We start from the raw sequence: 24,526 nt of genomic DNA on the forward strand, positions 1-24,526 counted from the left end.
GACGACCTCTCGTTGAGATAGATGACCGATAGTGTGACAACGCAGGAAGCAAAACGCCCGTCACAGGGACGGGCGTCTGCTGACTGCAAGCTATGACCTACTTGCCGTAAACCTGTTCCGGCAGCCAGGTGATCAGGCCCGGGAAGATGTAGGCGATCACCAGTAGCAGAATCTGGATCAGGATGAACGGCACCACACCCTTGTAGATGGTGCTGGTGGCAATGCTCGCCGGCGTCACGCCACGCAGGTAGAACAGGGCGAAGCCGAACGGCGGCGTAAGGAAGGACGTCTGCAGGTTCAGCGCAATCATCACGCCCAGCCAGATCGGGTCGAGCCCCATGGCCAGCAGCACCGGCCCGACGATCGGCACCACCACGAAGGTGATCTCGATGAAATCGAGGATGAAGCCGAGCAGGAAGATCACCACCATCACCAGGAAGAACGCACCGGGCACGCCGCCTGGCAACTGCGCGAACACGTCCTCGATCAGCACTTCGCCGCCGAAGCCGCGGAACACCAGGGAGAACAGCGAAGCACCGATCAGGATCATGAAGACCATGGCACTGATTTCGGTAGTGCCGTACGCCACTTCCTTGAGCTGGCCGAAGTTCAGCTTGCCCTTGCTGAAAGCCAGCAGCATCGCGCCTACGGCGCCCAATGCAGCCGCTTCGGTGGGGGTTGCGTAACCCGCGAGAATCGACCCCAGCACCGCGCCGATCAGGATCAGCGGCGGCACCAGTGCCTTGGCCAGCTTGCCCCATTCGATGGGACCGAGTTCTTCCTGTGGCAACGCCGGCAGTTTCTTCGGCTGGAAGATCGCAGTGGCGATGATGTAGAGGATGTACAGGCCGACCAGCAGCAGGCCGGGCAGCAGCGCGCCGACGAACAGGTCACCGACCGAAACGGTCTTCGGCGAGAAGATGCCCATTTTCAGCTGCGCCTGCTGATAGGCGCTGGACATCACGTCGCCCAGCAGCACCAGCACGATGGATGGCGGGATGATCTGGCCCAGCGTGCCGGTGGCGGCCAGGGTGCCGGTGGAGATGGCCGGGTCGTAGCCGCGGCGCAGCATGGTCGGCAGCGCCAGCAGGCCCATGGTCACCACGGTGGCACCGACGATGCCCGTGGAGGCCGCCAGCAACGCGCCGACCACACACACGGAAATCGCCAGACCGCCGCGCAGGGTACCGAACAGGCGCGACATGGACTCGAGCAGATCTTCAGCCACTCGCGAGCGTTCCAGCATCACGCCCATGAACACAAACAGCGGCACGGCGAGCATGGTCTGGTTGTTCATGATGCCGAACAGGCGGTTCGGCAGGGCGCTCAGATAACCTGGATCGAAGGTGCCGGTAAGCACGCCGATACCGGCGAACAGCAGGGAAACGCCGGCCAGGGTGAAAGCCACCGGGAAGCCGGCCATCAAGGCCACGCAAATACTGACGAACAGCAGAATCGCCATCAACTCAGCCATGTTTCACCTCCGGAGCCGGCAGGCGACCGCTGATGACGTAGAGCGCCTTGATCAGATTGGAAATGCCCTGCAGTACCAGGCTGACGACCAGCACCAGGATGATGCTCTTCTGCAGGAAGACGAACTTGAGGCCGCCGGACTCGCTGGAGGCCTCCAGCGTCGCCCAGGAGTTGCTGACGTAATCCCAGCTGGCCCAGCCGAGGAACAGCGCCACCGGCAGCAGGAACAGCAGGTTACCGAAGATCTCCACCAGCGCCTGACGGCGGCCGCTGAACTTCTGGTAGAAGATGTCGACACGCACATGGCCGTTGCGCTGCAGCACCCAGGCTGCGGCCCCCATGAACACCAGTGCGTGAGCGTATAGAACTGCCTCCTGTAGAGCGGTCGCACCGATACCGAAGCCGTATCGCAGGACCACGACGATGGCGGTACCGATCACCAGAAACACGGTCAGCCATGCGCAGGCCTTGCCGAACCAGCTGTTGAGAGCATCGATTAAATTTGCAATAGCGAGGGGAAATGAAGGCTTGTCGGACATAGTGAGTCCTTATCGTTATGAGTAGGAGACAGACAGCGGCCGGTTGGCTGCACATCACGCCACCAGCGGCCTTGTGGGCCGCAGGCCGGCGATTCTAGGCAGGCAAAGGGTATTGCAGCAATGCCCGTACAACTTTAGTCGCAGTCGCTAGGCTTGTAGGTCACGAACCCCTATGTTATTCACGCCCGGTCTACCCCCGGCGATCCCGTGGTAAGACCAATACAACAATAAAGGAGCATTGCATGAAACGTCGCGACATACTCGCCGCAGCGGGCGTAGGCCTTGCAGCAACCGCGCTGGCTGGCTGCAAAGAAGAAGCCAAGAGCGCCGCAGCACCTCAAGAGGGTTCGAGTTCCCAAACCTTCAACTGGAAGATGGTCACCTCCTGGCCGAAGAACTTCCCGGGCGTCGGCGTGGGGGCCGAGCGCTTCGCCAAGCTGGTCGACGAAATGAGTAACGGCCGCCTGAAGGTCAAGGTGTACGCGGCCGGCGAATTGGTACCGGCACTGGAAGTGTTCGATGCAGTCTCCCGCGGTACCGCCGAAATGGGTCACGGCGCACCCTACTACTGGAAAGGCAAGGTACCGGCGGCCCAGTTCTTCTGCGCCTCGCCGTTCGGCCCCAATGCCCAGGAAATGAACGCCTGGCTGCATCGCGGCGGCGGTCAGCAGCTGTGGGAAGAGGTGTACAAACCGTTCGGCGTACTGCCGATGGCCTGCGGCAACACCGGCGTACAAACCGCCGGCTGGTTCAACAAGGAAATCAACTCGGTCGACGACTTCAAAGGTCTGAAGATGCGTACTCCTGGCCTGGGCGGCGAAGTGCTGACCAAGATGGGCGGTACCGTGGTCAACATGCCGGCTGGTGAGATCTTCACCGCCATGCAGACCGGCGCCATCGACGCCACCGAGTGGATCGGTCCATACAACGACCTTGCCCTTGGCCTGCACAAGGCAGCCAAGTACTACTACACGCCGGGCTGGCAGGAGCCGAGCGTACTGTTCGAACTGGACGTCAACCTAAAGGCCTGGGAAACCCTGCCGGCCGATCTGCAGGCCATCGTTCGTGCCGCCGCACGCGACGTCAACGGCGACATGCTCGACGACTACAACGCCAAGAACATGGAAGCCATGGAACAGCTCAAGGCCGATGGCGTGGAAGTACGCCGCCTGCCGGATGAAGTCCTGGCCCGCCTGAAGGAAGTGGCGGCCGAAGTGGTCGACGCCAGCGCAGCGGCCGACCCGGCAGCGAGCAAGGTCTGGGAGCATCAGAAAGCCTATCTCAAGCGCCTGTACGACTACGCCGAAAGCAACGAGAAGGACATCTACAACATCCGCGGCTGATCACTCAGCACCTAACAAAACGCCGGCTATCAGCCGGCGTTTTCGTTACTGCCATTGGCGGCCTCAACCGCGACGAGGCGGCACCGGACGGGTACGGCCACTACCGTCGATGGCAACGAAGACGAACACCGCTTCGGTGACCTTGCGCCATTCGTTGGACAGCGGATCGTCGCTCCAAACCTCGACCATCATCTGGATCGAGCTACGGCCAATTTCCAGCGCCTGGGTGTAGAAGGACAGTTGCGCACCCACCGCGACAGGCACCAGAAAGGCCATGCGATCGATAGCCACGGTCGCCACGCGGCCACCTGCGACCTTACTCGCCATCGCGGTGCCGGCGAGATCCATCTGCGATACAAGCCAGCCACCATAAATGTCACCAAAACCGTTGGTCTCGCGCGGCAACGCGGTGATCTGCAGGGCGAGATCACCCTGGGGAATCGGGTCTTCCTGTTCGTAGTCGTTCATTGGCTCGAGACTCGCGGCGCGGTTGTTGTTCTGGGCGCGGAACCCGCATGGCACACGGGCGCAGCGAGTATACCGACTGCGCAGTCGACGGGCGACCACTCTGGCCTGCCATAACGCCTCAAACCGCTGCGGCTCGTCGGGCAAAACGCACGACCAGAACAACCTCATTCGGGCAGGATGCCCGTCACAATGTGCCATCAAGCAAATATAACTCGATGATTATAAAGGCTTTTATATAAGCGATCAGTCTGGCACGGGCGCTGCAATGTCTTTATTGGGCGACCGGTCAAATACCGGCCGCGAAGCAAGAAAAGGACGAGACGGACATGCCAGACCCCTGCGCCATCCGCCTCAAACGCAACAGGAGAACGGCCATGTGGATAGTTGCTCTGGTACTTGCCAGCTTGCTGCTTCTGCTCAGTTTGACGCTTGCCAGCGTCCTGCTGATTGGCCAAACCCTGTGCGCGAGCCGCAACACCGCGGAGCTGGAGCTGCCCACGGGCGCTGCGCCCCAGCCTCTGCTGCCGAGCAACGCGCAAGACCCCTGGCCTGCCTGGGCCATTATCCACTGAGGAGAAACACCATGCTTAGTTGGGCAGTCACATTCCTGATCATCGCCATCATCGCCGCTGTACTGGGCTTCGGTGGTATCGCCGGCACCGCTGCAGGTATCGCCAAGATTCTATTCGTGGTGTTCCTGGTGCTGTTCATCATCTCGTTCGTCATGGGCCGCCGCCCGCGGATGTAGGGAGACGTAGATGCATTCGATCCACGCCATCGCTGCCGCCCTGCTGATGGGCGGCGCCCTGGCGGCTCAGGCCGCCGACCGCGATGCCAGCTTCCAGCCAGGCGAGTTGCTGAGCAGCAATGCCGAGTACCGCGAGGCCTGGCAGGATCTGGTCAAGGATGAAGAGCGCCTGCCGGACTGGCTGATCAATCTCAGCGGCCTGTCCACCCCCATGCAGGCGGTGGAAGCCGACAATGACCGCTATCTGGTGGGCCAGGTATGCGAGGCACAACGATGCTTCAGCCAGCGTGCCTATGTTGCCTTCGAGTGGGAGGACGATGACGCCTACGCGCTTTACGTGCAGGTGCCGGACGGCCTGCCCGAAGACCGCGTGCCAAGCGAGCACGCCACTTTGCGCTGGTTGGGCGACCCGGACGAGGAGGTCCAGCAGATGCTGATGGAACAGCTGCGCAGCGATCCCAACTGGTATTGAGTAACGACCGTTTGCCGGCTGTCCCATAAGTCCCCGCCGGCACGTTATCATCCCCCGCCATAACGGCATGCCCTCCCTCGTCCGGCGCTTCGCGCCACCTTTTCCTTCAAGGAGAAGGCCATCAAGGAAGGCGTCGCTCGCGACTTCGAGCTAAGGGGGATCGCAATGCTCAATGGCCTTTGGCTGGGCTTTTTTCTGCTGGGTGCCACCGCCGCTCTGGCGCGCTGGTTGATCGGCGGCGACGCCAGCGTGTTCGGCGCCATGGTCGAGAGCCTGTTCGCCATGGCCAAGCTCTCGGTGGAGCTGATGGTGGTGTTGTTCGGCACCCTGACGCTGTGGCTGGGCCTGCTGCGTATCGCCGAGAAAGCCGGACTGGTCGATCTGCTGGCACGTCTGCTGGGGCCGCTGTTCGCCCGCCTGATGCCGGATGTGCCGCGCGGCCACCCGGCGCTGGGGCTGATCAGCATGAACTTCGCAGCCAACGGCCTGGGCCTGGACAACGCCGCCACGCCGATCGGCCTCAAGGCCATGCGCGCCCTGCAGGACCTCAACCCGAGCGCTACCACGGCGAGCAATGCGCAGATTCTGTTCCTCGTTCTCAATACCTCCTCGCTGACCCTGCTGCCGGTGTCAATCTTCATGTACCGCGTGCAGCAAGGCGCCGAGGATCCGACCCTGGTGTTCCTGCCCATCCTGCTGGCCACCAGCGCCTCGACCCTGGCGGGTCTGCTGGCGGTGGCTGTGATGCAGCGTCTGCGTCTGTGGGACCCGGTGGTGCTGGCCTACCTGATTCCTACCGCGCTGCTGCTGGGCGGCTTCATGGCGCTGCTCGCCGGCATGAGCGCCACGGCTCTGGCGGCGCTTTCCTCGCTGCTCGGCAATCTCACCCTGTTCGGCCTGATCATGCTGTTTCTGGTGGTTGGCGCCCTGCGCAAGGTTGCGGTGTACGAGAGCTTCATTGATGGCGCCAAGGAAGGTTTCGATGTGGCCAAGAGCCTGCTGCCGTATCTGGTCGCCATGCTTTGCGCCATCGGCGTGCTGCGTGCATCCGGCGCGCTGGATTTCGGCCTGGACGGCATCCGCTGGCTGGTCGAGACGCTGGGCTGGGATGCGCGCTTCGTCGACGCCCTGCCCACCGCGCTGATCAAGCCGTTCTCCGGCGGCGCAGCGCGCGCCATGCTGATCGAGACCATGGAAAACTTCGGTGTCGACAGCTTCCCGGCACTGGTGGCGGCCACGGTACAGGGCAGCACCGAAACCACCTTCTATGTGCTGGCGGTGTACTTCGGCGCGGTCGGCCTGCAGCGCGCCCGCCATGCGGTGGGTTGCGCGCTGGTCGCCGATGCAGCGGGGATCATCGCCGCGATTGCCGTGTGCTACTGGTTCTTCGGCTAGGCACCTGTCACTCGCCAAAGCCGAGGGTTCTGCCCGCCCAGGTCAGCAAGGGATCGTCGTGCTGGTATTCGCGCAATGCCAGGAGCTTGGGCGCGATGAATGTCTCGAAGTCCTCGGCCTGCTCGAAATACACCCCGGTGAAGATGGTGAACATCGATTTGTTGCCGACCGTGGCATAGAACAGATTGCCAACCGGCTCGCCGTCCTGGGTCAGCAGCTTGAGACTGGCGCGACTGGCCAGCCTGGTTTCCAGCGGCAGATCCTGTTGCAGCAGACCGCTGTCACGCAGGCCGAAGGACGCGCCGAAGGTCTCGGCGTAGCTGGTCATCAGTGCATCGCCGGCGCGTGGATACAGCGAGACGCCGGTGTAGAGGTAGAACCAGTCGCTGCCCCGGCTTTCGAAACTGAGGTCGATGGTGCGCGTGGCATAGGTCACCACCTTCTGGTAGCGCCCCTCCTGCGGCGCCTCGTAGCTGGCGAAGTCTTCCCCGCTGAGCAGCAGGCGGCGCTCCTCGGCTAGCGGCGGTTCGTTGTCGATACAACCCGCAAGCGACAGCAGGCTCATCAGCAGCAAGAGTCTGAACATGGCATTTCCTCCCTGAAATCAGCCCGGGCAGCTTGCCCGATCCTGCCGCACCTGGCCACCAGGCACTTCCGGCAATGTGCGCATCGGCACAGCCTTCAGGCGCCTGCCGCAAGCACTGAACCGGCGGCCAAACAATGGCGTCGCCGCCGATGCAGCCTTGCCGCTTGCGTCAGGGCATCAACTGCCGCTCAGGCGAAAGCCGACCTTGAGCGTGACCTGATAATGCGCCACTTTGCCGTTCTCGATATGGCCACGGGTGCCCATCACCTCGAACCAGTCCATGTTGCGCACGCTCTTGGCGCACTCGGCCAACGCGTTCTCGATGGCTTGTTCAATGCTGGTCGGCGATGTACCGACGATTTCGATTTTCTTGTAAGTGTGATGGTTGGACATGACGCGCCTCCGCTCGTTGTGGAAATACTCTCAAGACTAGACGCCGGAACAGGCTCAACGTTCTCACGATGTCTATCCATGGCCGCCATCCCGTTCCCAACCCATGTCCGCCAGGCTTACAATCGTTAAAAATTCCCATTTACACCATAATTTCTATTGGGGCCCGTAATGTCCACGGCATCCTGCAATACGGATCTGCACAGGCTCTACCGCGAGCATCATGGCTGGCTGAACGGCTGGCTGCGCCAGCGCCTGAACAATTCGGCCGATGCCGCCGATCTGGCTCAGGACACCTTTGTCCGGGTGTTGCAGGCGCGTAATGCCGGCGCGCTGCGTGAACCGCGACCTTATCTGGTAACGGTCGCCCGGGGTCTGGTAATCGATCTCTATCGCCGCCGTTCGCTGGAGCAGGCCTATCTGGAGGCGCTGGCATTGCGTCCGGAGCAGTACGCGCCGTCGGCCGAGGAGCGCGTGCTGATTCTCGACAACCTGGAGGCCATCGACCGCATGCTCGACGGCATGGGCGAGCGCACGCGGGGCATCTTCCTCGCCGTGCAGCTCGACGGCCTGAGCTACGAAAAGACAGCGCTGCGCATGGGCGTTTCCGTGACCACGGTGCGCAAACACCTGGCCAAGGCGCTGCTGCACTGCCTGCTGCTGGAGGAGGCATGAAGGCGATTCTCACCGAGGCGGTGGACTGGTATGTGCGGCTCAACGACAGCCAGGCCGATGCCGCCACCGAGCACGCGTGGCAGCGCTGGGTGCACGCCGATCCTCGCCATGCCGAGGCGTGGCAGCGCCTGCAGCGCTTGCAGCAGCGCCTGGCAGTGACTTCGCCGCAGTTGGCCGCCGCTGCACTGCAGGGCGCGCATCAGGGCCGGCGCACAGCGCTGAAGACGCTGGCGGTGCTGCTTGGCGCCGGTGTGGTCGGCTGGCAGGGCTATCGCGTCTCACCGCTGAGCGCCGATTACACCACGCGGGTCGGTGAGCGCAAGCGGGTGATGCTGGCCGATGGCAGTCGCCTGGAACTCAATACCGCCACCCGGGTGGATATCCGCTTCGATACGGCGCAGCGCCTGATCCGCCTGCAGGAGGGGGAAATCCTCGTGCAGAGCGGGCCGGACGTGCGGCCGCTGCGGGTGCAGACCGCCGAGGGCAGCATCCGCGCGCTGGGTACACGCTTCCTGGTGCGCCAGTTGGAAGAGCGCAGCGAGGTCACGGTCGAGGAGCACGCCGTGGAGGTTCAGCCACGCCTGGCCACGGCCGCGCCGACGCGGGTGGAGGCCGGGCAGGGGGTTAGGTTCAGCGCGCAGCGCGCGGGAGTCGTGCAGGCGTCCACGGCCAATGCTTCGGCCTGGACCCAGGGCAGGCTGGTGGCGGTCGACTGGCGGCTGGATCGCCTGCTCGGCGAGCTGTCGCGCTATCGTCATGGCTACCTCGGTTGCGCGCCGCAGGTGGCGGCCATGCGCCTGTCCGGCGCCTTCCAGCTGGATGACGAGGAAGCCATTCTGGCCAGCCTGGAGGACGCCCTGCCGGTCAGGGTGCAGCGCCTGACGCGCTACTGGGTGCGTATCGAACAGCGCGGCGCGTAGTCGCGGCGAATGAGCTTCAACCGAACGCATCGAACGCCGCTTGAGCAGCCCTGTAGCCCGGCTGAGCATCCTTGCTAAGCAGAAAGTTTTTTCATTCATCGGTAACAGATTCTCATTGCCTGTTCGGCTCCCACTGCACGCGCGCAGACGCCGCTATTGCCAATTGTCCAGGAGCCCCCGATGTCCGCTTGCCCTTCCCCGCTCGCCCGCAGCATTCGCCAGGCCGCACTGACGCTGAGCCTTTCCGGCTCGCTGCTGGTGACTGCCAGTGCCTGGGCGGAGCCGCTTAGCTACAGCATCCCAGCCGGTAGCCTGGCCGCTGCGCTGAGCCAGTTCGCAGCCGCCAGTGGTGTCACCCTTAGTTTCGGCAGCGGTGAAACCGCGAACCTCGAAAGCGCCGGCCTGCAAGGCGAATATGAGGTGAAAGAAGGCTTTGCCCGGGTGCTGCAGGGCAGCGGCCTGAGCGTTCGGAAGGCCGGCGACAAGCGCTACGTGCTGGTACGCGCCCAATCGGGCGAGGCGCTGGAGCTTAGCGCGACGACGGTCACCAGCGGTCAGCTGGGCGTGACCACGGAGGGCACGGGCAGTTACACCACCGCCTCGGCCAGCACCGCAACCGGGCTCAATCTGTCGATGCGCGAAACGCCTCAGGCCATCAGCGTGGTGACCCGTCAGCAGATCGAGGATCAGAACCTCATCGATATTACCCAGGTGCTCGAACGGACCCCGGGCGTGGTGGCCAACAACATGGGTCCCGCCGGCAGTGACGCCAACCAGATCTATGTGCGCGGTCTGCCGATCGACAATATCCAGGTCGATGGCATCAGCCGCCCCAGCACCTATGGCTTCAACGATGACCTGGCCGACATGGCCATCTACGACCGCGTCGAAGTGGTGCGTGGCGCCACCGGCCTGATGTCGGGCACCGGCGACCCCAGTGCCACGGTCAACCTGATCCGCAAGAAGCCTACCCTGCAGACGCAGCGCAAGCTGACCCTGCAGGCCGGCAGCTGGGACAATTACCGCAGTGAGCTGGACGTCTCTGGCAGGCTCTCGGAGAGCGGCCACCTACGCGGCCGGGCGGTCGCGGCGAAGACCGACAGCAAGAACCATGTCGACCGTCAGGCGCTGGAAAAGCAGGTGGCTTACGGCGTGCTGGAGTGGGACATCAGCGACACCAGCATGCTGACCGTCGGTGCCGAGTATCAGGACCTGGACAACGACGGCGCCGGCAACCACGGCTTTCCGATGTACAACAGCGACGGCAGCCACTTCAAACCGTCGCGCTCGTTCAACTCCGGCGCCGACTGGGGCTACCACAAGCGCGAGACCAAGACCCTGTTCACCACCCTGGAGCATGCGCTGAGCAACGGCTGGCAGGTCAAGTTCAATGCAGAGCACAGTCGCCGCAGTTATGACGATGCCTTCGCCACCGCTGCCAATGGCCGGGTCAACGCCGATGGTAGCGGCGTCAGCACCTGGACCGGGCGCTGGGCTGCCGAGCCTCGGCAGACCTCGTTCGACCTGTCGGCCACCGGGCCCTTTGCCTTGTTATCCCGCGAACACGAGCTGTACCTGGGCGCCAGCCACCACCGGGCTTACTACCGCAATGGCGGCTATCCGCTGTGGACGTTCCAGGATATCGACAACATTCATACCTGGGATGGCTCGCTGGCGGTGCCTGACGCCATTCATAACCAATCCACGGAAGACGCACTGGATGAGACCCAGCTGGGCCTGGTGGCAGCGGCCCGCTGGAGCCTGACCGACAGCCTCGCGCTGATCACCGGGGCGCGGATCATCGACTGGCAGCGCGACAAGTCGTCTCACTCTCTGGCAAGCGGCGAGGTCACCCGCTCCAAGGAGCAGGAGAACGGTATCGTCACGCCCTATGTGGGCCTGGTCTACGACCTCAATGACAACTGGTCGGCCTACGCCAGCTATACCACCATCTTCAATCCGCAGGACCGCCAGCAGTTCGACGGCACTTATCTCGAACCCAAGGAAGGCGAAAACTACGAGCTGGGCCTCAAGGCCGAGTTCTGGGACAAGCGCCTGACCGCAGGTCTGAGCGTGTTCGAGGTGCAACAAGACAACCTGCCGGTGGCCGACCCGGACAATCCCGGTTATTCCATCGCCGAGTCCGGCACCAAGACCCGTGGCTTCGAGGTGGAAATGGCCGGCGAGCTGTTGCCGGACTGGCAGGTCTCGGCCAGCTACAGCTATGCGCTGATCAAGGACTCGGACGATGAGCGCCTGCTCAGCGAAGTGCCGCGCGATACCCTCAAGTTGTTCACCACCTATCGCCTGCAATCGCAGCCGCAGCTGAAGGTGGGCGGCGGCGTGCGCTGGCAGGGTGAGGAGTATTACAAAAGTTCCGGCCCGAATGGCGAGACCTTCATGCAGGCCCCCTACAGCGTGGTGGACCTGATGGCGCAGTATGCCCTCACGCCCGAAACCAGCGTCTCACTCAACCTGAACAATGCGCTCGACGAAACCTACTACACGGCAATCGGCCCACGCGGCTGGCACGGCACCCCACGCAACCTCACCGCGACGCTGGTGCATGCGTTCTGAGCAACGGGCACGCAAGCGGCAAGGCCGGGATACCCGCTCGGCGAATGTGCAAAAGCGGGAAGCGCTGGTTCAGCGCCCCGCCCAGGGCCGGCTCGCCTGGCAGCATCAAGCCCCACATCTCGCCGGCAATCTGGAAAACGCCATGCCAACCCCTGGCTGTGGCTACGTCGTCCAGCGCGATGATGCCTGGAGCCTGGAGTCATCGCTCAAACGGGCATTGATCCAGCTAACCCCATCCTCGATTCCGCCAAAGGGATAGAGGTGCCAGCCGATGCTGCCCAGTTGCCTGCCACCCAGGCCGGCCTGCAGCTGGTCCCAGTAACGTTCGGCGCCCACGCGCTGCATCAGATTGGTCATCGACAAGCCGTAACGCCGCAGGATCGAAGCTGAGGTCGCCACGCCGAACTGACGGGCGAAGCGCAGCAGCTTGCCGACATCGGCCGGGCCTGGCACGCCGATGCGCACAGGCGTGTCGATACCCTGCTGGCGCAGTTGCTCGATCCAGCGCACCACCGCCTCGGCATCGAAGCCGAACTGTGTGGTGATCTCCACGTCGCAGCCAGCCTCGCGCAGAAAATCCAGCTTCCATTGCAGGGCGCGCATGAGCTCACCCTTGTCGATCTTCGGGTGTCCTTCCGGGTAACCGGTAATCACCACCTGATCGATGCCGTGGCGCTCCAGCACACCACTGGCCAGCAGCGTCAGGGAGTCCTGGTAGAGCCCGGCAGGCGTGGCCGGGTCACCGCCGACGAACATGAAGCGCTTGGGCGCCGCCTGCTCGATCAGCGCGCCGATCAGGTCGTCACGATCGCCCTCGCTGCGCAGCCGGCGTGAGGAAATGATCGGCACCGGCTCGGCGCCGCAGGCCCGGATGATCTTCGCCGCATGAATACGCTGGGCGTGATCCTCATTGCCCAGAAAGGCAATGTTGATCGGCGTGCCGGCCGGTATCGACGCCCACGCCTGCTCGACTTCGCGGATACCCTTGCCGGTCACCTCCAGCGTATAGGGGGTGAAATCGACGGCACTGCTGCAAAGGTTGGACATCGATGCCTCGTCTGAACCGGCCGGACCGCTGAGGGAAGGAAAGTCCGGCGATGCTAGCAACCGACTCCGCGCCCTGCCTCGCTGGTAACGTCGCGCTCTTGGACAGAGACGACCTGGCCGATACCCTTGCTCAGGCCGCCAGCTCTTCGCGCAACCAGTGCGCCAGGCGCTCGCTGCGCGGGTCGGTGCGGCGCGTCCACAGCGCCAGACAGCCACTGGTTTCGACGAAGCCCCAGGGCGCGGCCAGACGACCGGCGCGCAGGTCGTCGGCCACCAGCGTTTCCGGCGCGATGGCAACGCCAAGCCCGGCGGCCGCCGCCTCCAGCAAATAATAGAGATGCTCGAAACCCTGGCCCTGTTGCAGGCGCTCGGGCGTCAGGCCCTGGGCCTGTGCCCACTGCGGCCAGGCCTGCGGGCGCGAGGTGGTATGCAGCAGCGCCTCGGCGTAGAGCGCCTCGGGCAAGGCAGCAGCCAACTGCGCATGGTTGGCATAGCGCGGGCTGAGCACCGGGCCGATGCGCTCGGGCGCCAGCTCGAATACCTGCATGTCGGCCGGCCAGGGCGGGTCGGCGAACAGCAGAGTGGCATCCACCTCGGCGCTGCGCGGGTCCAACTCGCCCTGGCTGGCCGAGAGTTGCAGGCGCAGTTCGGGCAATTCGCGCTGCAGGCGATCGAGACGCGGGATGAACCAGCGCGCCAGCAGGCTGCCGGGGCAACCGAGCACGAAGGGGCGCTCTTCGGTTTCGCGACGCAGCGTGGCGCAGGTTTCGCGCAGGCGCTCGAAGGCCTCCGAAGTGGCATCGCGCAGGCGAACGCCGGCGGCAGTGAGCTTGACGCCACGGCCGTCCTTGTCGAACAGACCGAGGCCCAGTTGCTCTTCGAGTACGCGAATCTGCCGGCTGACCGCGCCGTGAGTGACGTGCAGCTCCTCGGCGGCGCGACTGACGCTTTGCAGGCGGGCGGCCGCCTCGAAGGCGCGCAGCGCGTTGAGTGGGGGCAGATCGCGGCTCATGGGAGAAGTGATTTTTCCTGACAAGTCAGGGGCATCTAATCACGTTCCCCGCGGGTCGCCAACCTGCCGCCTGCTTATTGCCGCTGCAGGCGGTGGCCGAAGCCGCTGGTTTCCACCTCCGGGTCGTCACCTTGCCAGGTGACCTGCTGATCAGTCCCATTGACCTCCAGCCGCACTGGCCCTCGTAGATCGAGCGTGAGTACGTTGCCGCCGCCATATAGCACGACCTGTGCGGGCTGCTGACCGTCGCCCTGCACCTGGGCCGTGATCTGGTGATCGGCACCGTCCACATCCAGGCCACCGAGCCGCGCAGCCTCTATCTGGTTCTCCCCGCCGGTCACTTCCAGGCCGGCGGCATTGTCCAGGCTGATCACGTGTTTCGAACCGTGCACCTCGACGCGACCACAGTCGCCACTCAAGCGGAAGTGGTTGTCGGCGCCGCTGATGCTGACGTCCTGCCCCTTGCACGTGACATCGCGTGAGTTGCCAATACCATGGAGCTCCAGTGTGGCAGCCTGAGCCGTCGTCGCCAGTGCTGCGCAGATTACGCTGACCGCCATTACCCTGTGCATTCGTGTCTCTCCCTGTGGGGCGACGCCATGCCGCCTGCGGCTGGGACAGATTAGGCAGCGCCGAGTTCTGCTCATGTGTCGCGCGCGTGCGCTGCGTCACACCGGCAGGCCTTTTTATTCGTGAGTTTTTCTGACAAATAAACTCAATCAAATCGCTTTTCGCCACGTCTCATGGGGCTAGAATGGGCCCATCACTCACTCGCCCTGCCAGCCACTGGCTGTCGACAAGGAGCACGCCATGACCTCATTTCGCACCGGCCCCGACGCTCGCGGCCTGTTCGGCCGCTTCGGTGGTCAGTTCGTCGCCGAGACCCTGATGCCGCTGATCAACTCGCTGGCCGCCGAATACGAGCAGGCCAAGAACGATCCGGCCTTCCTCGAAGAGCTGGCCTACTTCCAGCGCGACTACATCGGCCGCGCCAGCCCGCTGTATTACGCCGAGCGCCTTTCCGAGCACTTCGGCGGCGCGAAGATCTACCTCAAGCGCGAAGACCTGAATCACACCGGCGCGCACAAGATCAACAACTGCATCGGCCAGATCCTGCTGGCCAAGCGCATGGGCAAGCAGCGCATCATCGCCGAGACCGGCGCCGGCATGCACGGCGTGGCCACTGCCACCGTGGCCGCGCGCTTCGGCATGCAGTGCGTGGTGTACATGGGCACCACCGACATCGACCGCCAGCAGGCCAACGTCTTCCGCATGAAGCTGCTCGGCGCCGAGGTGATTCCGGTCACCGCCGGCACCGGCACGCTCAAGGACGCCATGAACGAGGCCCTGCGCGACTGGGTGACCAACGTCCACAACACCTTCTACCTGATCGGCACTGCCGCAGGTCCCCATCCGTACCCGGCCATGGTCCGCGACTTCCAGTCGGTGATCGGCAACGAAGTGCGTGAGCAGATCCTGGCGAAGGAAGGGCGTTTGCCCGACTCGCTGGTGGCCTGCATCGGCGGCGGCTCCAACGCCATCGGCCTGTTCCACCCCTTCCTCGATGACCAAGGCGTGCAGATCGTCGGCGTCGAGGCGGCCGGCCACGGCATCGACACCGGCAAGCATGCGGCGAGCATGGCCGGTGGCGCGCCGGGCGTGCTGCACGGCAACCGCACCTTCCTGCTGCAGGACGACGACGGCCAGATCACCGATGCCCACTCGATTTCCGCCGGCCTCGACTACCCCGGCGTCGGCCCGGAACACGCCTGGTTGCACGAGATCAAGCGCGTCGAGTACGTGCCGGTCAGCGATGACGAAGCCCTCGAAGCCTTCCACCAGTGCTGCCGCCTGGAAGGCATCATCCCGGCCCTGGAAAGCGCCCACGCGCTGGCCGAAGCCTTCAAACGTGCGCCGAAGCTGCCCAAGGATCACCTGATGGTGATCAACCTGTCCGGTCGTGGCGACAAGGACATGCAGACCGTGATGCACCACATGCAGGACAACCAGGAGAAACACGCATGAGCCGCCTGCAGAACCGTTTCGCCGAACTGAAAGCGGAGAACCGCGCCGCGCTGGTGACCTTCATCACCGCCGGTGACCCCGACTACGCCACCTCGCTGAGCATCCTCAAGGGTCTGCCGGACGCCGGTGCCGACGTGATCGAGCTGGGCATGCCGTTCACCGACCCGATGGCAGACGGCCCGGCCATCCAGCTCGCCAACATCCGCGCACTGGCCGGCAAACAGGGTATGCAGCAGACGCTGCAGATGGTTCGCGAATTCCGCGAAGGCAACCAGAGCACGCCACTGGTGCTGATGGGCTACTACAACCCCATCTTCGTCTACGGCGTCGAGCGCTTCATCAGTGACGCCAAAGAGGCCGGCGTCGACGGACTGATCGTGGTCGACCTGCCGCCGGAGCACAACGACGAGCTGTGCGAACCGGCGCAGAGCGCAGGCATGGACTTCATCCGCCTGACCACTCCGACCACCGACGACGACCGCCTGCCCATCGTGCTGGCCGGCAGCTCCGGCTTCGTCTACTACGTGTCGGTGGCCGGCGTCACCGGTGCCGGTGCGGCGACCATGGATCATGTCGAGGAAGCTGTGGCCCGCCTGCGTCGCCACACCGATCTGCCGCTGTGCATCGGCTTCGGCATCCGCACCCCGGAGCACGCTGCCGAAGTGGCCAGGCGCGCCGAGGGCGCGGTGGTCGGCTCGGCGCTGATCGACAAGATCGCCGAGGCGAAAAGCTCGCAGCAAGCCATCGACGGCGTGCTCGGCCTGTGCCGCGAACTGGCCGAAGGGGTACGCGGCGCACGCCGCTGATCGCCCTTCAGGCAAGAAAAAACCGCTGCACCTGGCGACAGGGCAGCGGTTTTTTCATTATGGCGTCAGCCGTCTACTCGCCCGCGCGCTTGAGCAACTGCTTGCAACGGTCGGACAGGTGCACCACACGCAGATGCTTGCCGGCGCGTTCGTAGCGTTCGCGCAGGGTCTTCAGCGCGGCAATGGCCGAGTAGTCGACGAAGCTCAGGTGGCGGCAGTCCAGGGTCACCTGCTGCGGGTCGTCGGCCGGCTCGAACTGCGCCAGGAAGGTGGTGCAGGAGGCGAAGAACAGCGTGCCATGCACGCGGTACAGCTTGCTACCATCGGCCTGTATATCGCTGTCGGCATAGAGTTCGCGGGCGTGCTGCCAGGCGAAGTTGAGCGCGGCGATGACGATGCCGCAGAGCACGGCGGTGGCCAGGTCGGTGGCCACGGTGATGGCGGTCACGGCGACTATCACCAGCACGTCGTTGGCCGGCACCTTGCCGGCCACGCGCAGGGAGCCCCAGGCGAAGGTCTGCTGCGCCACCACGAACATCACACCGACCAGTGCCGCCAGCGGAATGCGTTCGATCAGCGGCGAGAGGAACAGCACGAAGAGCAGGATCATCACCCCGGCGACCACGCCGGACAGCCGCCCGCGCCCGCCGGAGCTAAGGTTGATCACGGTCTGGCCGATCATCGCGCAGCCGCCCATGCCGCCGAACAGGCCGGAGGTCATGTTGGCCACGCCCAGCGCCACGCATTCGCGATCAGGATGGCCACGGGTGGCGGTGATCTCGTCGGTGAGGTTCAGCGTCAGCAGGGTTTCCAGCAGGCCGACCAGGGCCATCAGTATCGCGTAGGGGGCGATGATGGCCAACGTATCCAGGTTCCAGGGGATGTCCGGCAGCACCAGGCTCGGCAGGCCGCCGGCAATATGCGCCATATCGCCCAGGGTGTGGGTCGGCAGCTCCAGCAGGTAGACCAGCGCGCCAATGCCGAGGATCGCCACCAGCGCCGGCGGCACCGCGCGGGTCAGGCGTGGCAGCAGGTAGACGATGACCATGGTCAGCGCCACCAGACCGAGCATCAGGTACAGCGCCTTGCCCTGCAGCCAGTGGCCGTCGTGCTGGAAATGCTCGAGCTGGGCCAGGGCGATGATGATCGCCAGGCCGTTGACGAAGCCCAGCATCACCGGGTGTGGCACCATGCGGATCAGCTTGCCCAGGCGCAGCAGACCGAACGCCAGCATGATCAGGCCGCCGAGCAGCACCGTTGCCAACAGGTACTGCACACCGTGCTGCACCACCAGGGCGACGATCACCACCGCCATCGAGCCGGCCGCGCCGGAGATCATGCCCGGCCGGCCGCCGAACAGCGCGGTGAGGGTGCAGATGATGAAGGCGCCGTACAGCCCCATCAGCGGGTTGACCTGGGCCACCAGGGCGAAGGCGATGCATTCGGGCACCAGGGCGAAGGACGAGGTCAGGCCGGCCAGCAGGTCGGCGCGCAAGCTTGCAGATTTCATGAGCAGGTGCGGGTCGCTAGAAGGGCGCGCATGGTAACCCCCGAGTCCGCTGACGGCCAATGGTCCTGCCCACTGGTTCCTGACGAGGTCATGCCGTAGGGTGGACGACGCACGATGACCACAACGAACAGGAGACCTCCCCATGAGCAAGAACCTGCTGATCACCGGCGCCAGCCGTGGCATCGGCCGCGCCACCGCCTTGCTGGCCGCCGAGCACGGTTGGCGCGTAGGCGTGAACTACCGTACTGATAGCGCCGCAGCCGAGAGTGTGGTGGCGCAGATCGAAGCCATGGGCGGCACTGCCGTCGCCTTATCGGGCGATGTGGCGGTTGAAGAGGATGTGCAGCGCCTGTTCGCGGCCATGGACAAGTTCGGCCCGCTGCACGGTCTGGTGGTCAATGCCGGCATCGTCGCGCCGCCCATGCCGCTGCTGGAGATGAGCGGCGAGCGTCTGCAACGGATGTTCGAGGTCAACGTGCTGGGCAGCTACCTGACCGCTCGCGAAGGCGCCCGGCGCATGGCGCGCAGCCGCGGCGGCGAGGGCGGTTCGATGGTGCTGGTGTCGTCCATCGCCGCCAGTCTCGGTTCGCCCTTCGAATACGTCGACTACGCCGGGGCGAAAGGCGCCATGGACGTGCTGACCCGCGGCCTGGCCAAGGAGCTCGGTGGCGAAGGCGTGCGGGTCAATGCCGTGCGCCCCGGGCTGATCGACACCGAGATCCACGCCAGCGGCGGCCAGCCGGATCGCGCCGAGCGCCTCGGCAGAACCACGCCGCTGGGGCGCGCCGGACGTGCCGAGGAAGTCGCAGAAGCGATCGTCTGGCTGCTCGATGACAAGGCCAGCTACACAACCGGTGCACTGATCGATATTGCCGGCGGCCGATAGCGCCCAGAGTCGTGGCTAAAGCCCCTCCCACACATTGGTGGTCAGGCCTGCGCACCAAAACTAACGGCTTAATCCCAGCGCGGCGCAAAGCCCGGGTTGGCAACGCGCTCGCCACGATCCAGCGCCTCGATGGCTGCCATGTCTTCGGTGCTCAGGCGCAGCTCGGCAGCGGCCAGGTTGGCGGCCAGGTTCTCGCGCCTGGTCGAGGAGGGGATCACCGTATAGCCCTGCTGCAGCGACCAGGCCAGGGCAACCTGTGCCGGGCTGGCGCCATGGGCGGCGGCGATGCGCTGGATCTCCGGTTCGGCCAGCACCTTGCCGTAGGCCAGCGGCATGTAGGCGGTCAGATGGATACCCTGCTGCCGGGCGAATGCCACCAGCTTGCGATTCTGTAGCAACGGATGGATTTCCACCTGGTTGGTGGCGATCTCGTCCACGCCCACGGCCTCGATGACCTGGCGCATATGGGCGATGGTGAAGTTGGACACACCGATGGCCGCAGTCAGCCCCTGGCGCTTGGCCTCGAGCAGTTCGCCCAGGTACTGCGCCACGGGAATCTCGTCATTCGGCGACGGCCAGTGGATCAGGGTCAGGTCGACCCGCTCCAGGCCCAGGCGCTGCAGGCTCTCGCGCAGGCTGGGAAGCACCCGGCCACTGCCGAGGTTCTCGGTCCACACCTTGGTAGTGACGAACAGCTCGTCACGCGCCACGCCGCTGCCGGCAATGGCCTGGCCGACCTCGGCCTCGTTGCCGTAGATCTGCGCCGTGTCGATATGCCGGTAGCCCAGCTCCAGACCGGTACGCACCGAGTCGACGGCGACCTGATCCTTGAGACGGAAGGTGCCGAGACCGAAGGGGGGAATGAATTTCATGAGAAGTTCCTCATAGATCGGGAAACGCTGGCCGAGCATCGGGGGGCAACAGGTATCGAAAGATTCGGCACCATCGATCAAGCAAAAGTTGCAGAACCTTGCCTGGCGGCGCGCGGGGTTGAGATGGCGCAGTATCCGCGCCAGACTCCTGCGGAAAAAGCCGGAAACTCCGCAAACACCTTTGACTGAAGATCAACAATGAAAACCAGCCTGGAAGAAATGCTCGCCTTCGTCAGCGTGGTCGACAGCGGTTCGATCAGCGCCGCGGCCGAGCAGCTGGAACAAACCGCCTCGGGTGTCAGCCGCGCACTGAGTCGCCTGGAGGAAAAGCTCGGCGTTACCCTGCTGCGCCGCACCACGCGACGCCTGGAGCTAACCGAAGAGGGTGAGGTGTTCCTGGCTCAGGCGCGGCGCATCCTCGCCAGCGTCGAGGACGCCGAGGAGCAGATGACCCTGCGTCGCCAGGCACCGGCAGGGCGCTTGCGCATAAATACCGCCTCGCCCTTCATGCTGCATGCGATCGTGCCGCTGATCGGCGAATTTCGCGCGCTTTATCCGCAGATCGAGCTGGAACTGAACAGTGACGACCGCATCATCGACCTGCTGGAACGACGCACAGACCTGGCCATCCGCATCGGTCATCTGCCGGACTCCAGCCTGCACGCGCGGCCCCTGTGTCACAGCTATCGGCGCGTGCTGGCCAGCCCCGAGTACCTGCGCCGGCATGGTACGCCGGCACGCACCGAAGACCTGTCGGGACACAGCCTGATCGGTTTCACCGAGCCCGACAGCCTCAATGAATGGCCTCTGCGCCATGCGCTCGGCGAGCGCTGGCGCATCACTCCAAGCCTGCGCGCCTCCAGCGGCGATACCGTTCTCGCGCTGGGCCTGGCCGGCGAGGGTGTGGTGTGCCTGTCGGATTTCATGACCGATACCGCTCGCGCCAGCGGCGCACTGGTGGAGGTGCTGGCCGAGCAACGGGTGGAGGTGCGCCAGCCAATCAACGCGGTGTACTACCGCAACACCGCGCTGGCGTCGCGCATCACCTGTTTTCTCGATTTCCTCAGCGAGCGACTGGGCTGCCCGGCCTGAGACACAACGACCGTAGCCCGGATGCAATCCGGGGAACCCGCAGATAGGCCCCGAGTGCATCCGGGCTACACGACAGCACAACGAAAAAGGGCGACTCATCGAGTCGCCCTTTTCTGCATCAGCGTCAGGTCATTGCGCGGCCTGCAGGCTCCACTCGGCCAGCTTCTGCTGCTTGTAGCTGAGGGCGGCGGCCGGCACCGGGGTGACCTTGCCAGTCTCCATCCAGCGTTTGAGGCGGTTGGCGTCGGCCATATGGGTGTACTTGCCGAAGGCGCCGAGCACCACGAAAGCCACCGGACGGTTGGCGATGGTGGTGGCCATTACCAGGCAGCGACCGGCGGCGTTGGTGAAGCCGGTCTTGCTCAGGTTGATGTTCCAGTCGGCCTTGCGCACCAGCGCATTGGTATTGCGAAAGCCCAGGGTGTAATTGGGCTTGCGGAAGGCCACGGTGGCTTCGGAATCGGTGCTGAACTGGTGGATCAGCGGGTACTGGTTGGCCGCCTTGACCATCAGCGCCAGATCACGCGCGGTGGCAACGTTCTGTTCGGACAGGCCGGTGGGTTCGACGAAGTGGCTGTTGTGCATGCCCAGCGCCCTGGCCTTGGCGTTCATCGCCGCGACGAAGGCCGCGTGGCCGCCCGGATAATGGTGAGCGAGGCTGGCGGCGGCACGGTTCTCCGAGGACATCAGCGCCAGGTGCAGCATGTCGCGCCGGCTGATCTCGCTGCCAATGCGCACGCGGGAGAACACGCCCTGCATTTCCCTAGTGTCGCGGATGGTGATCGGCAGTACCTCGTCCAGCGGCAGCTTGGCGTCGAGCACCACCATGGCGGTCATCAGTTTGGTGACCGAGGCGACCGGCAGGCGCAGGTCCGCGTTGCTGGAATACAGCTCCTGGCCGGTTTTCAGATCGATCAGCAAGGCGCTGCCTGCGGCCAGCTCCTGCTTGGGCTGGGCCGGCGCGGCCTGGAGGTTCGAAACAACAAGGCTACCGCACAGCAGCAGGCCCAAAATCGAATGACGAAGTTTCACGGTTCAGCTCACCGGTTGGAGTGGAGGGGCCGCAAGCACATCGCGCACGATGGCGGTGTGTGGCGGCGCTCAGTATAGGGACTCATCGCTCGCTATTGCAGTATGGCCCGGTTAAACGGTCGCCGCTGGCGAATCCAGCTCGGCCTGCAACCAGTCGACGAAACGCGCGGTCAGACGCTGACGCCTTTTACGCTCGGGCAGTACCAGGTAGTAGCCGAGCGCCGAATGCGCTTCGGCCTCGCCCAGACGACAGAGCAACCCCTGAGCGAGAAGTTCATCCACCAGATGGCGCCAACCGATGGCCACACCCTGCCCGGCGATGGCGGCCTGGATCAGCAGGGTGTAGTTGTCGAAGCGCAGGGCGCCGGGCGTGGGCAGGCTGGCGATACCCAGCGCGCGAAACAATCCCTCCCAATCGAACCAGCGAGAGCGGTGTTCCGGACGCAGGTGCAGCAGCGGCAGCTCGGTCAGCACCTGAGCCGGCAGCGGAGGCTGGCGCTCGCCGAGCAGACGCGGGCTGCACACCGGGAACACCTCTTCGCGAAACAGCAGATGCGCTTCGCCGTGCTTGAAACGGCCATCGCCGAAGCGGATCGCCACGTCGATGTCACTGGGCACCGTGGCCGGATCTCGCTCGCTGGTGATCAGGCTGACGTCCACCTCCGGGTACAGGCGATTGAAACGCTGCAGGCGCGGCATCAGCCAGTAGGCGGCGAAGGCAAAGTCGGTGGCCACCTGCAGCACCTCATGTTGCTGACGCGTGGTGACGGCAGCGAGACCGGTATCGAGGGCCGCCAGCCCTTCCTGCACATGCGCCAGCAGCAGCTCGCCGGCCTCGGTCAGGACGATGCCGCGATAGATGCGGTCGAACAGGCGCGTGGCCAGCTGCTGCTCGAGGCGTTTGATCTGCTGGCTGATGGCCGGCTGGCTGCTGCCGAGTTCGCTGGCCGCTGCGGTGAAACTGAGCTGGCGCGCCGCCGACTCGAACACCCGCAGCGCGTCGAGCGACAGCCCATCGATGGCTTTGAACATAAGCTCTGCTTATCCGAGGCATGTGTCGCAGCCGGGTTTACCCTGCTGCCGTTCTACCGGAATCATGGCACCCGCACTGTCGCATAAACCAACAATATGGAATAGCCGACCCCATGAAGCGCCCGAACATCCTCTTCATCATGGCCGACCAGATGGCCGCACCGATCCTGCCGCTGCACGATGCCGCCTCGCCGGTGCAGATGCCGCACCTGATGAAGCTGGCCGAGCAGGCCGTGGTGTTCGACTCGGCCTACTGCAACAGCCCGCTCTGTGCGCCGTCGCGCTTCACTCTGGTCAGCGGCCGGCTGCCATCGAAAATCGGCGCCTATGACAACGCCGCGGATTTTCCCGCCGATGTACCGACCTACGCCCACTACCTGCGCCGCCTCGGCTACCGCACCGCGCTGTCGGGCAAGATGCACTTCTGCGGCCCGGACCAGCTGCATGGCTATGAGGAGCGCCTGACCAGCGACATCTATCCGGCCGACTACGGCTGGGCGGTGAACTGGGACGAGCCGGACGTACGCGCCAGCTGGTACCACAACATGTCCTCGGTGCTGCAGGCCGGCCCCTGTGTACGCAGCAACCAGCTGGATTTCGACGAGGAGGTGGTGTTCAAGGCCCGCCAGTACCTCTACGACCACGTGCGCCTGACGCCCGAGCAGCCGTTCTGCCTGACCGTGTCGATGACCCACCCGCACGACCCCTACACCATTGCCCGCGAATACTGGGATCGCTACGAGGGCGTGGACATCCCCATGCCACGCCAGCACATCGAGCAGAGCGAGCAGGACCCGCACTCGCGGCGCCTGCTCAAGGTCATCGACCTGTGGGACAAGCCGCTGCCCGAGGACAAGATCCGCGACGCCCGCCGCGCCTACTTCGGCGCCTGCAGCTATATCGACGACAACATCGGCAAGCTGCTGGGGACCCTGGAGGAATGCGGCCTGGCCGAAGACACCCTGATCGTCTTCTCCGGCGACCATGGCGACATGCTTGGCGAGCGCGGCCTCTGGTACAAGATGCACTGGTTCGAGATGTCCGCCCGCGTGCCGCTGCTGGTCCATGCACCGAAGCGCTTTGCCGCGCATCGGGTCAGCCAGTCCGTGTCGACCCTCGATCTGCTGCCAACCCTGGTGGAACTGGCCGGCGGCCAGGTCGAGCAGGGCCTGGAACTGGAAGGTCGCTCACTGCTGCCGCACCTCAAGGGTGAGGGCGGGCATGACGAAGTGCTCGGCGAATACATGGCCGAAGGCACGCGCAGCCCGCTGATGATGATTCGCCGCGGGCCCTGGAAGTTCGTCTATTCCGAGGACGATCCGCTGCTGCTGTTCAACCTGCAGCACGACCCGGCCGAGCGCGAGAACCTCGCCGGCAGTGCCGACCATCAGACCCTGCTCGCCGAGTTCATCGCCGAAGCGCGCGAGCGCTGGGACATTAGCGCCATCCACGCCGCAACCCTCGCCAGCCAACGCCGCCGCCGACTGGTGGCCGAGGCCCTGAGCCAGGGCAAGCTGACCAGCTGGGATCACCAGCCCTGGGTCGACGCCAGCCAGCAGTACATGCGCAACCACATCGACCTCGACGACCTGGAGCGCCGCGCCCGTTTCCCTCAGGTATGAACCT

At 64.6% G+C, this 24,526-nt stretch carries 25 protein-coding genes; 13 read left to right on the forward strand and 12 right to left on the reverse strand.

Annotated elements, in window-relative coordinates; translation table 11 throughout:
• Nucleotides 1–97: 97 nt before the first annotated feature.
• Together DXK50_RS03575 and DXK50_RS03580 are read right to left on the reverse strand one after the other, a co-directional pair.
• Nucleotides 98–1,474, reverse strand: a complete 1,377-nt coding sequence (locus DXK50_RS03575; RefSeq protein WP_212629354.1) for a TRAP transporter large permease — start codon at nucleotides 1,472–1,474, stop codon at nucleotides 98–100.
• Nucleotides 1,467–2,012, reverse strand: coding sequence for a TRAP transporter small permease subunit (locus DXK50_RS03580; protein ID WP_161864177.1), 546 nt, complete (start codon nucleotides 2,010–2,012; stop codon nucleotides 1,467–1,469). The genes DXK50_RS03575 and DXK50_RS03580 overlap by 8 nt, the downstream gene beginning before the upstream one ends.
• A gap of 242 nt (nucleotides 2,013–2,254) precedes the next feature.
• Here DXK50_RS03580 and DXK50_RS03585 point away from each other — a divergent pair, with 242 nt between their 5' ends.
• The gene (locus DXK50_RS03585; protein WP_161864178.1) at nucleotides 2,255–3,355 is read left to right on the forward strand and encodes a TRAP transporter substrate-binding protein; all 1,101 of its coding nucleotides are present in this window, start codon (nucleotides 2,255–2,257) and stop codon (nucleotides 3,353–3,355) included.
• A 63-nt stretch (nucleotides 3,356–3,418) separates the two neighbouring features.
• Here the strand turns inward: DXK50_RS03585 and DXK50_RS03590 are convergent, their stop codons facing one another.
• The gene (locus DXK50_RS03590; protein ID WP_013713264.1) at nucleotides 3,419–3,823 is read right to left on the reverse strand and encodes an acyl-CoA thioesterase; all 405 of its coding nucleotides are present in this window, start codon (nucleotides 3,821–3,823) and stop codon (nucleotides 3,419–3,421) included.
• Between the two features lie 374 nt (nucleotides 3,824–4,197).
• Here DXK50_RS03590 and DXK50_RS03595 point away from each other — a divergent pair, with 374 nt between their 5' ends.
• The 4 genes from DXK50_RS03595 (at nucleotide 4,198) to DXK50_RS03610 (ending at nucleotide 6,438) form a co-directional block, all read left to right on the forward strand.
• Nucleotides 4,198–4,395, forward strand: a complete 198-nt coding sequence (locus DXK50_RS03595; protein WP_161864179.1) for a hypothetical protein — start codon at nucleotides 4,198–4,200, stop codon at nucleotides 4,393–4,395.
• Nucleotides 4,396–4,406: 11 nt separating this feature from the next.
• Nucleotides 4,407–4,571, forward strand: coding sequence for a DUF1328 domain-containing protein (locus DXK50_RS03600; RefSeq protein ID WP_024306218.1), 165 nt, complete (start codon nucleotides 4,407–4,409; stop codon nucleotides 4,569–4,571).
• 10 nt (nucleotides 4,572–4,581) lie between these two features.
• Entirely contained in the window at nucleotides 4,582–5,043 is a 462-nt protein-coding gene (locus DXK50_RS03605) for an inhibitor of vertebrate lysozyme family protein (protein WP_161897761.1), read from the forward strand.
• A gap of 165 nt (nucleotides 5,044–5,208) precedes the next feature.
• The gene (locus tag DXK50_RS03610; RefSeq protein WP_212629355.1) at nucleotides 5,209–6,438 is read left to right on the forward strand and encodes a nucleoside recognition domain-containing protein; all 1,230 of its coding nucleotides are present in this window, start codon (nucleotides 5,209–5,211) and stop codon (nucleotides 6,436–6,438) included.
• A gap of 7 nt (nucleotides 6,439–6,445) precedes the next feature.
• Here the strand turns inward: DXK50_RS03610 and DXK50_RS03615 are convergent, their stop codons facing one another.
• Nucleotides 6,446–7,024, reverse strand: a complete 579-nt coding sequence (locus tag DXK50_RS03615; RefSeq protein ID WP_212629356.1) for a hypothetical protein — start codon at nucleotides 7,022–7,024, stop codon at nucleotides 6,446–6,448.
• A 177-nt stretch (nucleotides 7,025–7,201) separates the two neighbouring features.
• Nucleotides 7,202–7,417 carry a dodecin gene (locus DXK50_RS03620; protein ID WP_212629357.1) on the reverse strand — a complete coding sequence of 72 codons (216 nt, stop codon included), beginning with the start codon at nucleotides 7,415–7,417 and terminating at the stop codon, nucleotides 7,202–7,204.
• A gap of 168 nt (nucleotides 7,418–7,585) precedes the next feature.
• Between DXK50_RS03620 and DXK50_RS03625 the strand changes: the two genes are divergently transcribed.
• The 3 genes from DXK50_RS03625 (at nucleotide 7,586) to DXK50_RS03635 (ending at nucleotide 11,586) form a co-directional block, all read left to right on the forward strand.
• Nucleotides 7,586–8,089 (forward strand): sigma-70 family RNA polymerase sigma factor, encoded by a 504-nt coding sequence (locus tag DXK50_RS03625; protein WP_161897763.1) that lies wholly within the window; start codon nucleotides 7,586–7,588, stop codon nucleotides 8,087–8,089.
• The gene (locus DXK50_RS03630) at nucleotides 8,086–9,009 is read left to right on the forward strand and encodes a FecR domain-containing protein (RefSeq protein WP_212629358.1); all 924 of its coding nucleotides are present in this window, start codon (nucleotides 8,086–8,088) and stop codon (nucleotides 9,007–9,009) included. The genes DXK50_RS03625 and DXK50_RS03630 overlap by 4 nt, the downstream gene beginning before the upstream one ends.
• A gap of 180 nt (nucleotides 9,010–9,189) precedes the next feature.
• On the forward strand, nucleotides 9,190–11,586 hold the full coding sequence (locus DXK50_RS03635) for a TonB-dependent siderophore receptor (protein WP_212629359.1): 2,397 nt from the start codon (nucleotides 9,190–9,192) through the stop codon (nucleotides 11,584–11,586).
• 162 nt (nucleotides 11,587–11,748) lie between these two features.
• Here the strand turns inward: DXK50_RS03635 and DXK50_RS03640 are convergent, their stop codons facing one another.
• The 3 genes from DXK50_RS03640 to DXK50_RS03650 form a co-directional block, all read right to left on the reverse strand.
• Nucleotides 11,749–12,633 (reverse strand): methylenetetrahydrofolate reductase, encoded by an 885-nt coding sequence (locus tag DXK50_RS03640; RefSeq protein ID WP_212629360.1) that lies wholly within the window; start codon nucleotides 12,631–12,633, stop codon nucleotides 11,749–11,751.
• A 130-nt stretch (nucleotides 12,634–12,763) separates the two neighbouring features.
• Entirely contained in the window at nucleotides 12,764–13,645 is an 882-nt protein-coding gene (locus tag DXK50_RS03645) for a LysR family transcriptional regulator (RefSeq protein ID WP_212629361.1), read from the reverse strand.
• Nucleotides 13,646–13,719: 74 nt separating this feature from the next.
• On the reverse strand, nucleotides 13,720–14,217 hold the full coding sequence (locus DXK50_RS03650; protein ID WP_212629362.1) for a DUF3060 domain-containing protein: 498 nt from the start codon (nucleotides 14,215–14,217) through the stop codon (nucleotides 13,720–13,722).
• 238 nt (nucleotides 14,218–14,455) lie between these two features.
• On the opposite strand from DXK50_RS03650, the gene trpB reads away from it, so the two are divergent.
• Nucleotides 14,456–15,670, forward strand: coding sequence for a tryptophan synthase subunit beta (gene trpB, locus DXK50_RS03655; RefSeq protein WP_212629363.1), 1,215 nt, complete (start codon nucleotides 14,456–14,458; stop codon nucleotides 15,668–15,670).
• Complete coding sequence (trpA, locus tag DXK50_RS03660) at nucleotides 15,667–16,476, forward strand: tryptophan synthase subunit alpha (RefSeq protein ID WP_212629364.1); 810 nt, start codon at nucleotides 15,667–15,669, stop codon at nucleotides 16,474–16,476. The genes trpB and trpA overlap by 4 nt, the downstream gene beginning before the upstream one ends.
• Before the next feature lie 73 nt (nucleotides 16,477–16,549).
• Here trpA and DXK50_RS03665 read toward each other — a convergent pair whose 3' ends face one another.
• Nucleotides 16,550–17,986 carry a SulP family inorganic anion transporter gene (locus DXK50_RS03665; RefSeq protein WP_161864192.1) on the reverse strand — a complete coding sequence of 479 codons (1,437 nt, stop codon included), beginning with the start codon at nucleotides 17,984–17,986 and terminating at the stop codon, nucleotides 16,550–16,552.
• 142 nt (nucleotides 17,987–18,128) lie between these two features.
• Here DXK50_RS03665 and DXK50_RS03670 point away from each other — a divergent pair, with 142 nt between their 5' ends.
• A complete protein-coding gene (locus DXK50_RS03670) occupies nucleotides 18,129–18,872 on the forward strand; it encodes an SDR family oxidoreductase (RefSeq protein ID WP_212629365.1) in 744 nt (247 codons plus the stop codon).
• A 68-nt stretch (nucleotides 18,873–18,940) separates the two neighbouring features.
• On the opposite strand, the gene dkgB is transcribed toward DXK50_RS03670, so the two are convergent.
• Complete coding sequence (dkgB, locus tag DXK50_RS03675) at nucleotides 18,941–19,744, reverse strand: 2,5-didehydrogluconate reductase DkgB (protein WP_212629366.1); 804 nt, start codon at nucleotides 19,742–19,744, stop codon at nucleotides 18,941–18,943.
• A gap of 198 nt (nucleotides 19,745–19,942) precedes the next feature.
• On the opposite strand from dkgB, the gene DXK50_RS03680 reads away from it, so the two are divergent.
• The gene (locus tag DXK50_RS03680; RefSeq protein ID WP_212629367.1) at nucleotides 19,943–20,836 is read left to right on the forward strand and encodes a LysR substrate-binding domain-containing protein; all 894 of its coding nucleotides are present in this window, start codon (nucleotides 19,943–19,945) and stop codon (nucleotides 20,834–20,836) included.
• 129 nt (nucleotides 20,837–20,965) lie between these two features.
• On the opposite strand, the gene pbpG is transcribed toward DXK50_RS03680, so the two are convergent.
• Nucleotides 20,966–21,868, reverse strand: coding sequence for a D-alanyl-D-alanine endopeptidase (gene pbpG, locus DXK50_RS03685; protein ID WP_212629368.1), 903 nt, complete (start codon nucleotides 21,866–21,868; stop codon nucleotides 20,966–20,968).
• A 111-nt stretch (nucleotides 21,869–21,979) separates the two neighbouring features.
• On the reverse strand, nucleotides 21,980–22,900 hold the full coding sequence (locus DXK50_RS03690) for a choline sulfate utilization transcriptional regulator (protein WP_212629369.1): 921 nt from the start codon (nucleotides 22,898–22,900) through the stop codon (nucleotides 21,980–21,982).
• 113 nt (nucleotides 22,901–23,013) lie between these two features.
• Between DXK50_RS03690 and betC the strand changes: the two genes are divergently transcribed.
• Nucleotides 23,014–24,522, forward strand: coding sequence for a choline-sulfatase (betC, locus tag DXK50_RS03695; protein ID WP_212629370.1), 1,509 nt, complete (start codon nucleotides 23,014–23,016; stop codon nucleotides 24,520–24,522).
• The last annotated feature ends 4 nt before the right edge of the window (nucleotides 24,523–24,526 follow it).

The sequence above is a fragment of the Pseudomonas sp. KB-10 genome (assembly GCF_018221585.1).
GTDB classification, from domain to species: domain Bacteria; phylum Pseudomonadota; class Gammaproteobacteria; order Pseudomonadales; family Pseudomonadaceae; genus Aquipseudomonas; species Aquipseudomonas yangonensis.

What these genes read in the sequence shown, in the direction of transcription:
- trpA (WP_212629364.1), top strand. Translation starts at nt 15,667, where the DNA reads ATGAGCCGCCTGCAGAACCGTTTCGCCGAACTGAAAGCGGAGAACCGC.
- DXK50_RS03605 (WP_161897761.1), top strand. Translation starts at nt 4,582, where the DNA reads ATGCATTCGATCCACGCCATCGCTGCCGCCCTGCTGATGGGCGGCGCC.
- DXK50_RS03625 (WP_161897763.1), top strand. Translation starts at nt 7,586, where the DNA reads ATGTCCACGGCATCCTGCAATACGGATCTGCACAGGCTCTACCGCGAG.
- DXK50_RS03680 (WP_212629367.1), top strand. Translation starts at nt 19,943, where the DNA reads ATGAAAACCAGCCTGGAAGAAATGCTCGCCTTCGTCAGCGTGGTCGAC.
- DXK50_RS03620 (WP_212629357.1), bottom strand. Translation starts at nt 7,417, where the DNA reads ATGTCCAACCATCACACTTACAAGAAAATCGAAATCGTCGGTACATCG.
- DXK50_RS03585 (WP_161864178.1), top strand. Translation starts at nt 2,255, where the DNA reads ATGAAACGTCGCGACATACTCGCCGCAGCGGGCGTAGGCCTTGCAGCA.
- betC (WP_212629370.1), top strand. Translation starts at nt 23,014, where the DNA reads ATGAAGCGCCCGAACATCCTCTTCATCATGGCCGACCAGATGGCCGCA.
- DXK50_RS03615 (WP_212629356.1), bottom strand. Translation starts at nt 7,024, where the DNA reads ATGTTCAGACTCTTGCTGCTGATGAGCCTGCTGTCGCTTGCGGGTTGT.
- DXK50_RS03690 (WP_212629369.1), bottom strand. Translation starts at nt 22,900, where the DNA reads ATGTTCAAAGCCATCGATGGGCTGTCGCTCGACGCGCTGCGGGTGTTC.
- DXK50_RS03635 (WP_212629359.1), top strand. Translation starts at nt 9,190, where the DNA reads ATGTCCGCTTGCCCTTCCCCGCTCGCCCGCAGCATTCGCCAGGCCGCA.
- DXK50_RS03580 (WP_161864177.1), bottom strand. Translation starts at nt 2,012, where the DNA reads ATGTCCGACAAGCCTTCATTTCCCCTCGCTATTGCAAATTTAATCGAT.
- DXK50_RS03575 (WP_212629354.1), bottom strand. Translation starts at nt 1,474, where the DNA reads ATGGCTGAGTTGATGGCGATTCTGCTGTTCGTCAGTATTTGCGTGGCC.
- DXK50_RS03590 (WP_013713264.1), bottom strand. Translation starts at nt 3,823, where the DNA reads ATGAACGACTACGAACAGGAAGACCCGATTCCCCAGGGTGATCTCGCC.
- DXK50_RS03650 (WP_212629362.1), bottom strand. Translation starts at nt 14,217, where the DNA reads ATGCACAGGGTAATGGCGGTCAGCGTAATCTGCGCAGCACTGGCGACG.
- DXK50_RS03595 (WP_161864179.1), top strand. Translation starts at nt 4,198, where the DNA reads ATGTGGATAGTTGCTCTGGTACTTGCCAGCTTGCTGCTTCTGCTCAGT.
- DXK50_RS03610 (WP_212629355.1), top strand. Translation starts at nt 5,209, where the DNA reads ATGCTCAATGGCCTTTGGCTGGGCTTTTTTCTGCTGGGTGCCACCGCC.
- dkgB (WP_212629366.1), bottom strand. Translation starts at nt 19,744, where the DNA reads ATGAAATTCATTCCCCCCTTCGGTCTCGGCACCTTCCGTCTCAAGGAT.
- DXK50_RS03645 (WP_212629361.1), bottom strand. Translation starts at nt 13,645, where the DNA reads ATGAGCCGCGATCTGCCCCCACTCAACGCGCTGCGCGCCTTCGAGGCG.
- DXK50_RS03670 (WP_212629365.1), top strand. Translation starts at nt 18,129, where the DNA reads ATGAGCAAGAACCTGCTGATCACCGGCGCCAGCCGTGGCATCGGCCGC.
- DXK50_RS03665 (WP_161864192.1), bottom strand. Translation starts at nt 17,986, where the DNA reads ATGAAATCTGCAAGCTTGCGCGCCGACCTGCTGGCCGGCCTGACCTCG.
- DXK50_RS03600 (WP_024306218.1), top strand. Translation starts at nt 4,407, where the DNA reads ATGCTTAGTTGGGCAGTCACATTCCTGATCATCGCCATCATCGCCGCT.
- DXK50_RS03640 (WP_212629360.1), bottom strand. Translation starts at nt 12,633, where the DNA reads ATGTCCAACCTTTGCAGCAGTGCCGTCGATTTCACCCCCTATACGCTG.
- DXK50_RS03630 (WP_212629358.1), top strand. Translation starts at nt 8,086, where the DNA reads ATGAAGGCGATTCTCACCGAGGCGGTGGACTGGTATGTGCGGCTCAAC.
- trpB (WP_212629363.1), top strand. Translation starts at nt 14,456, where the DNA reads ATGACCTCATTTCGCACCGGCCCCGACGCTCGCGGCCTGTTCGGCCGC.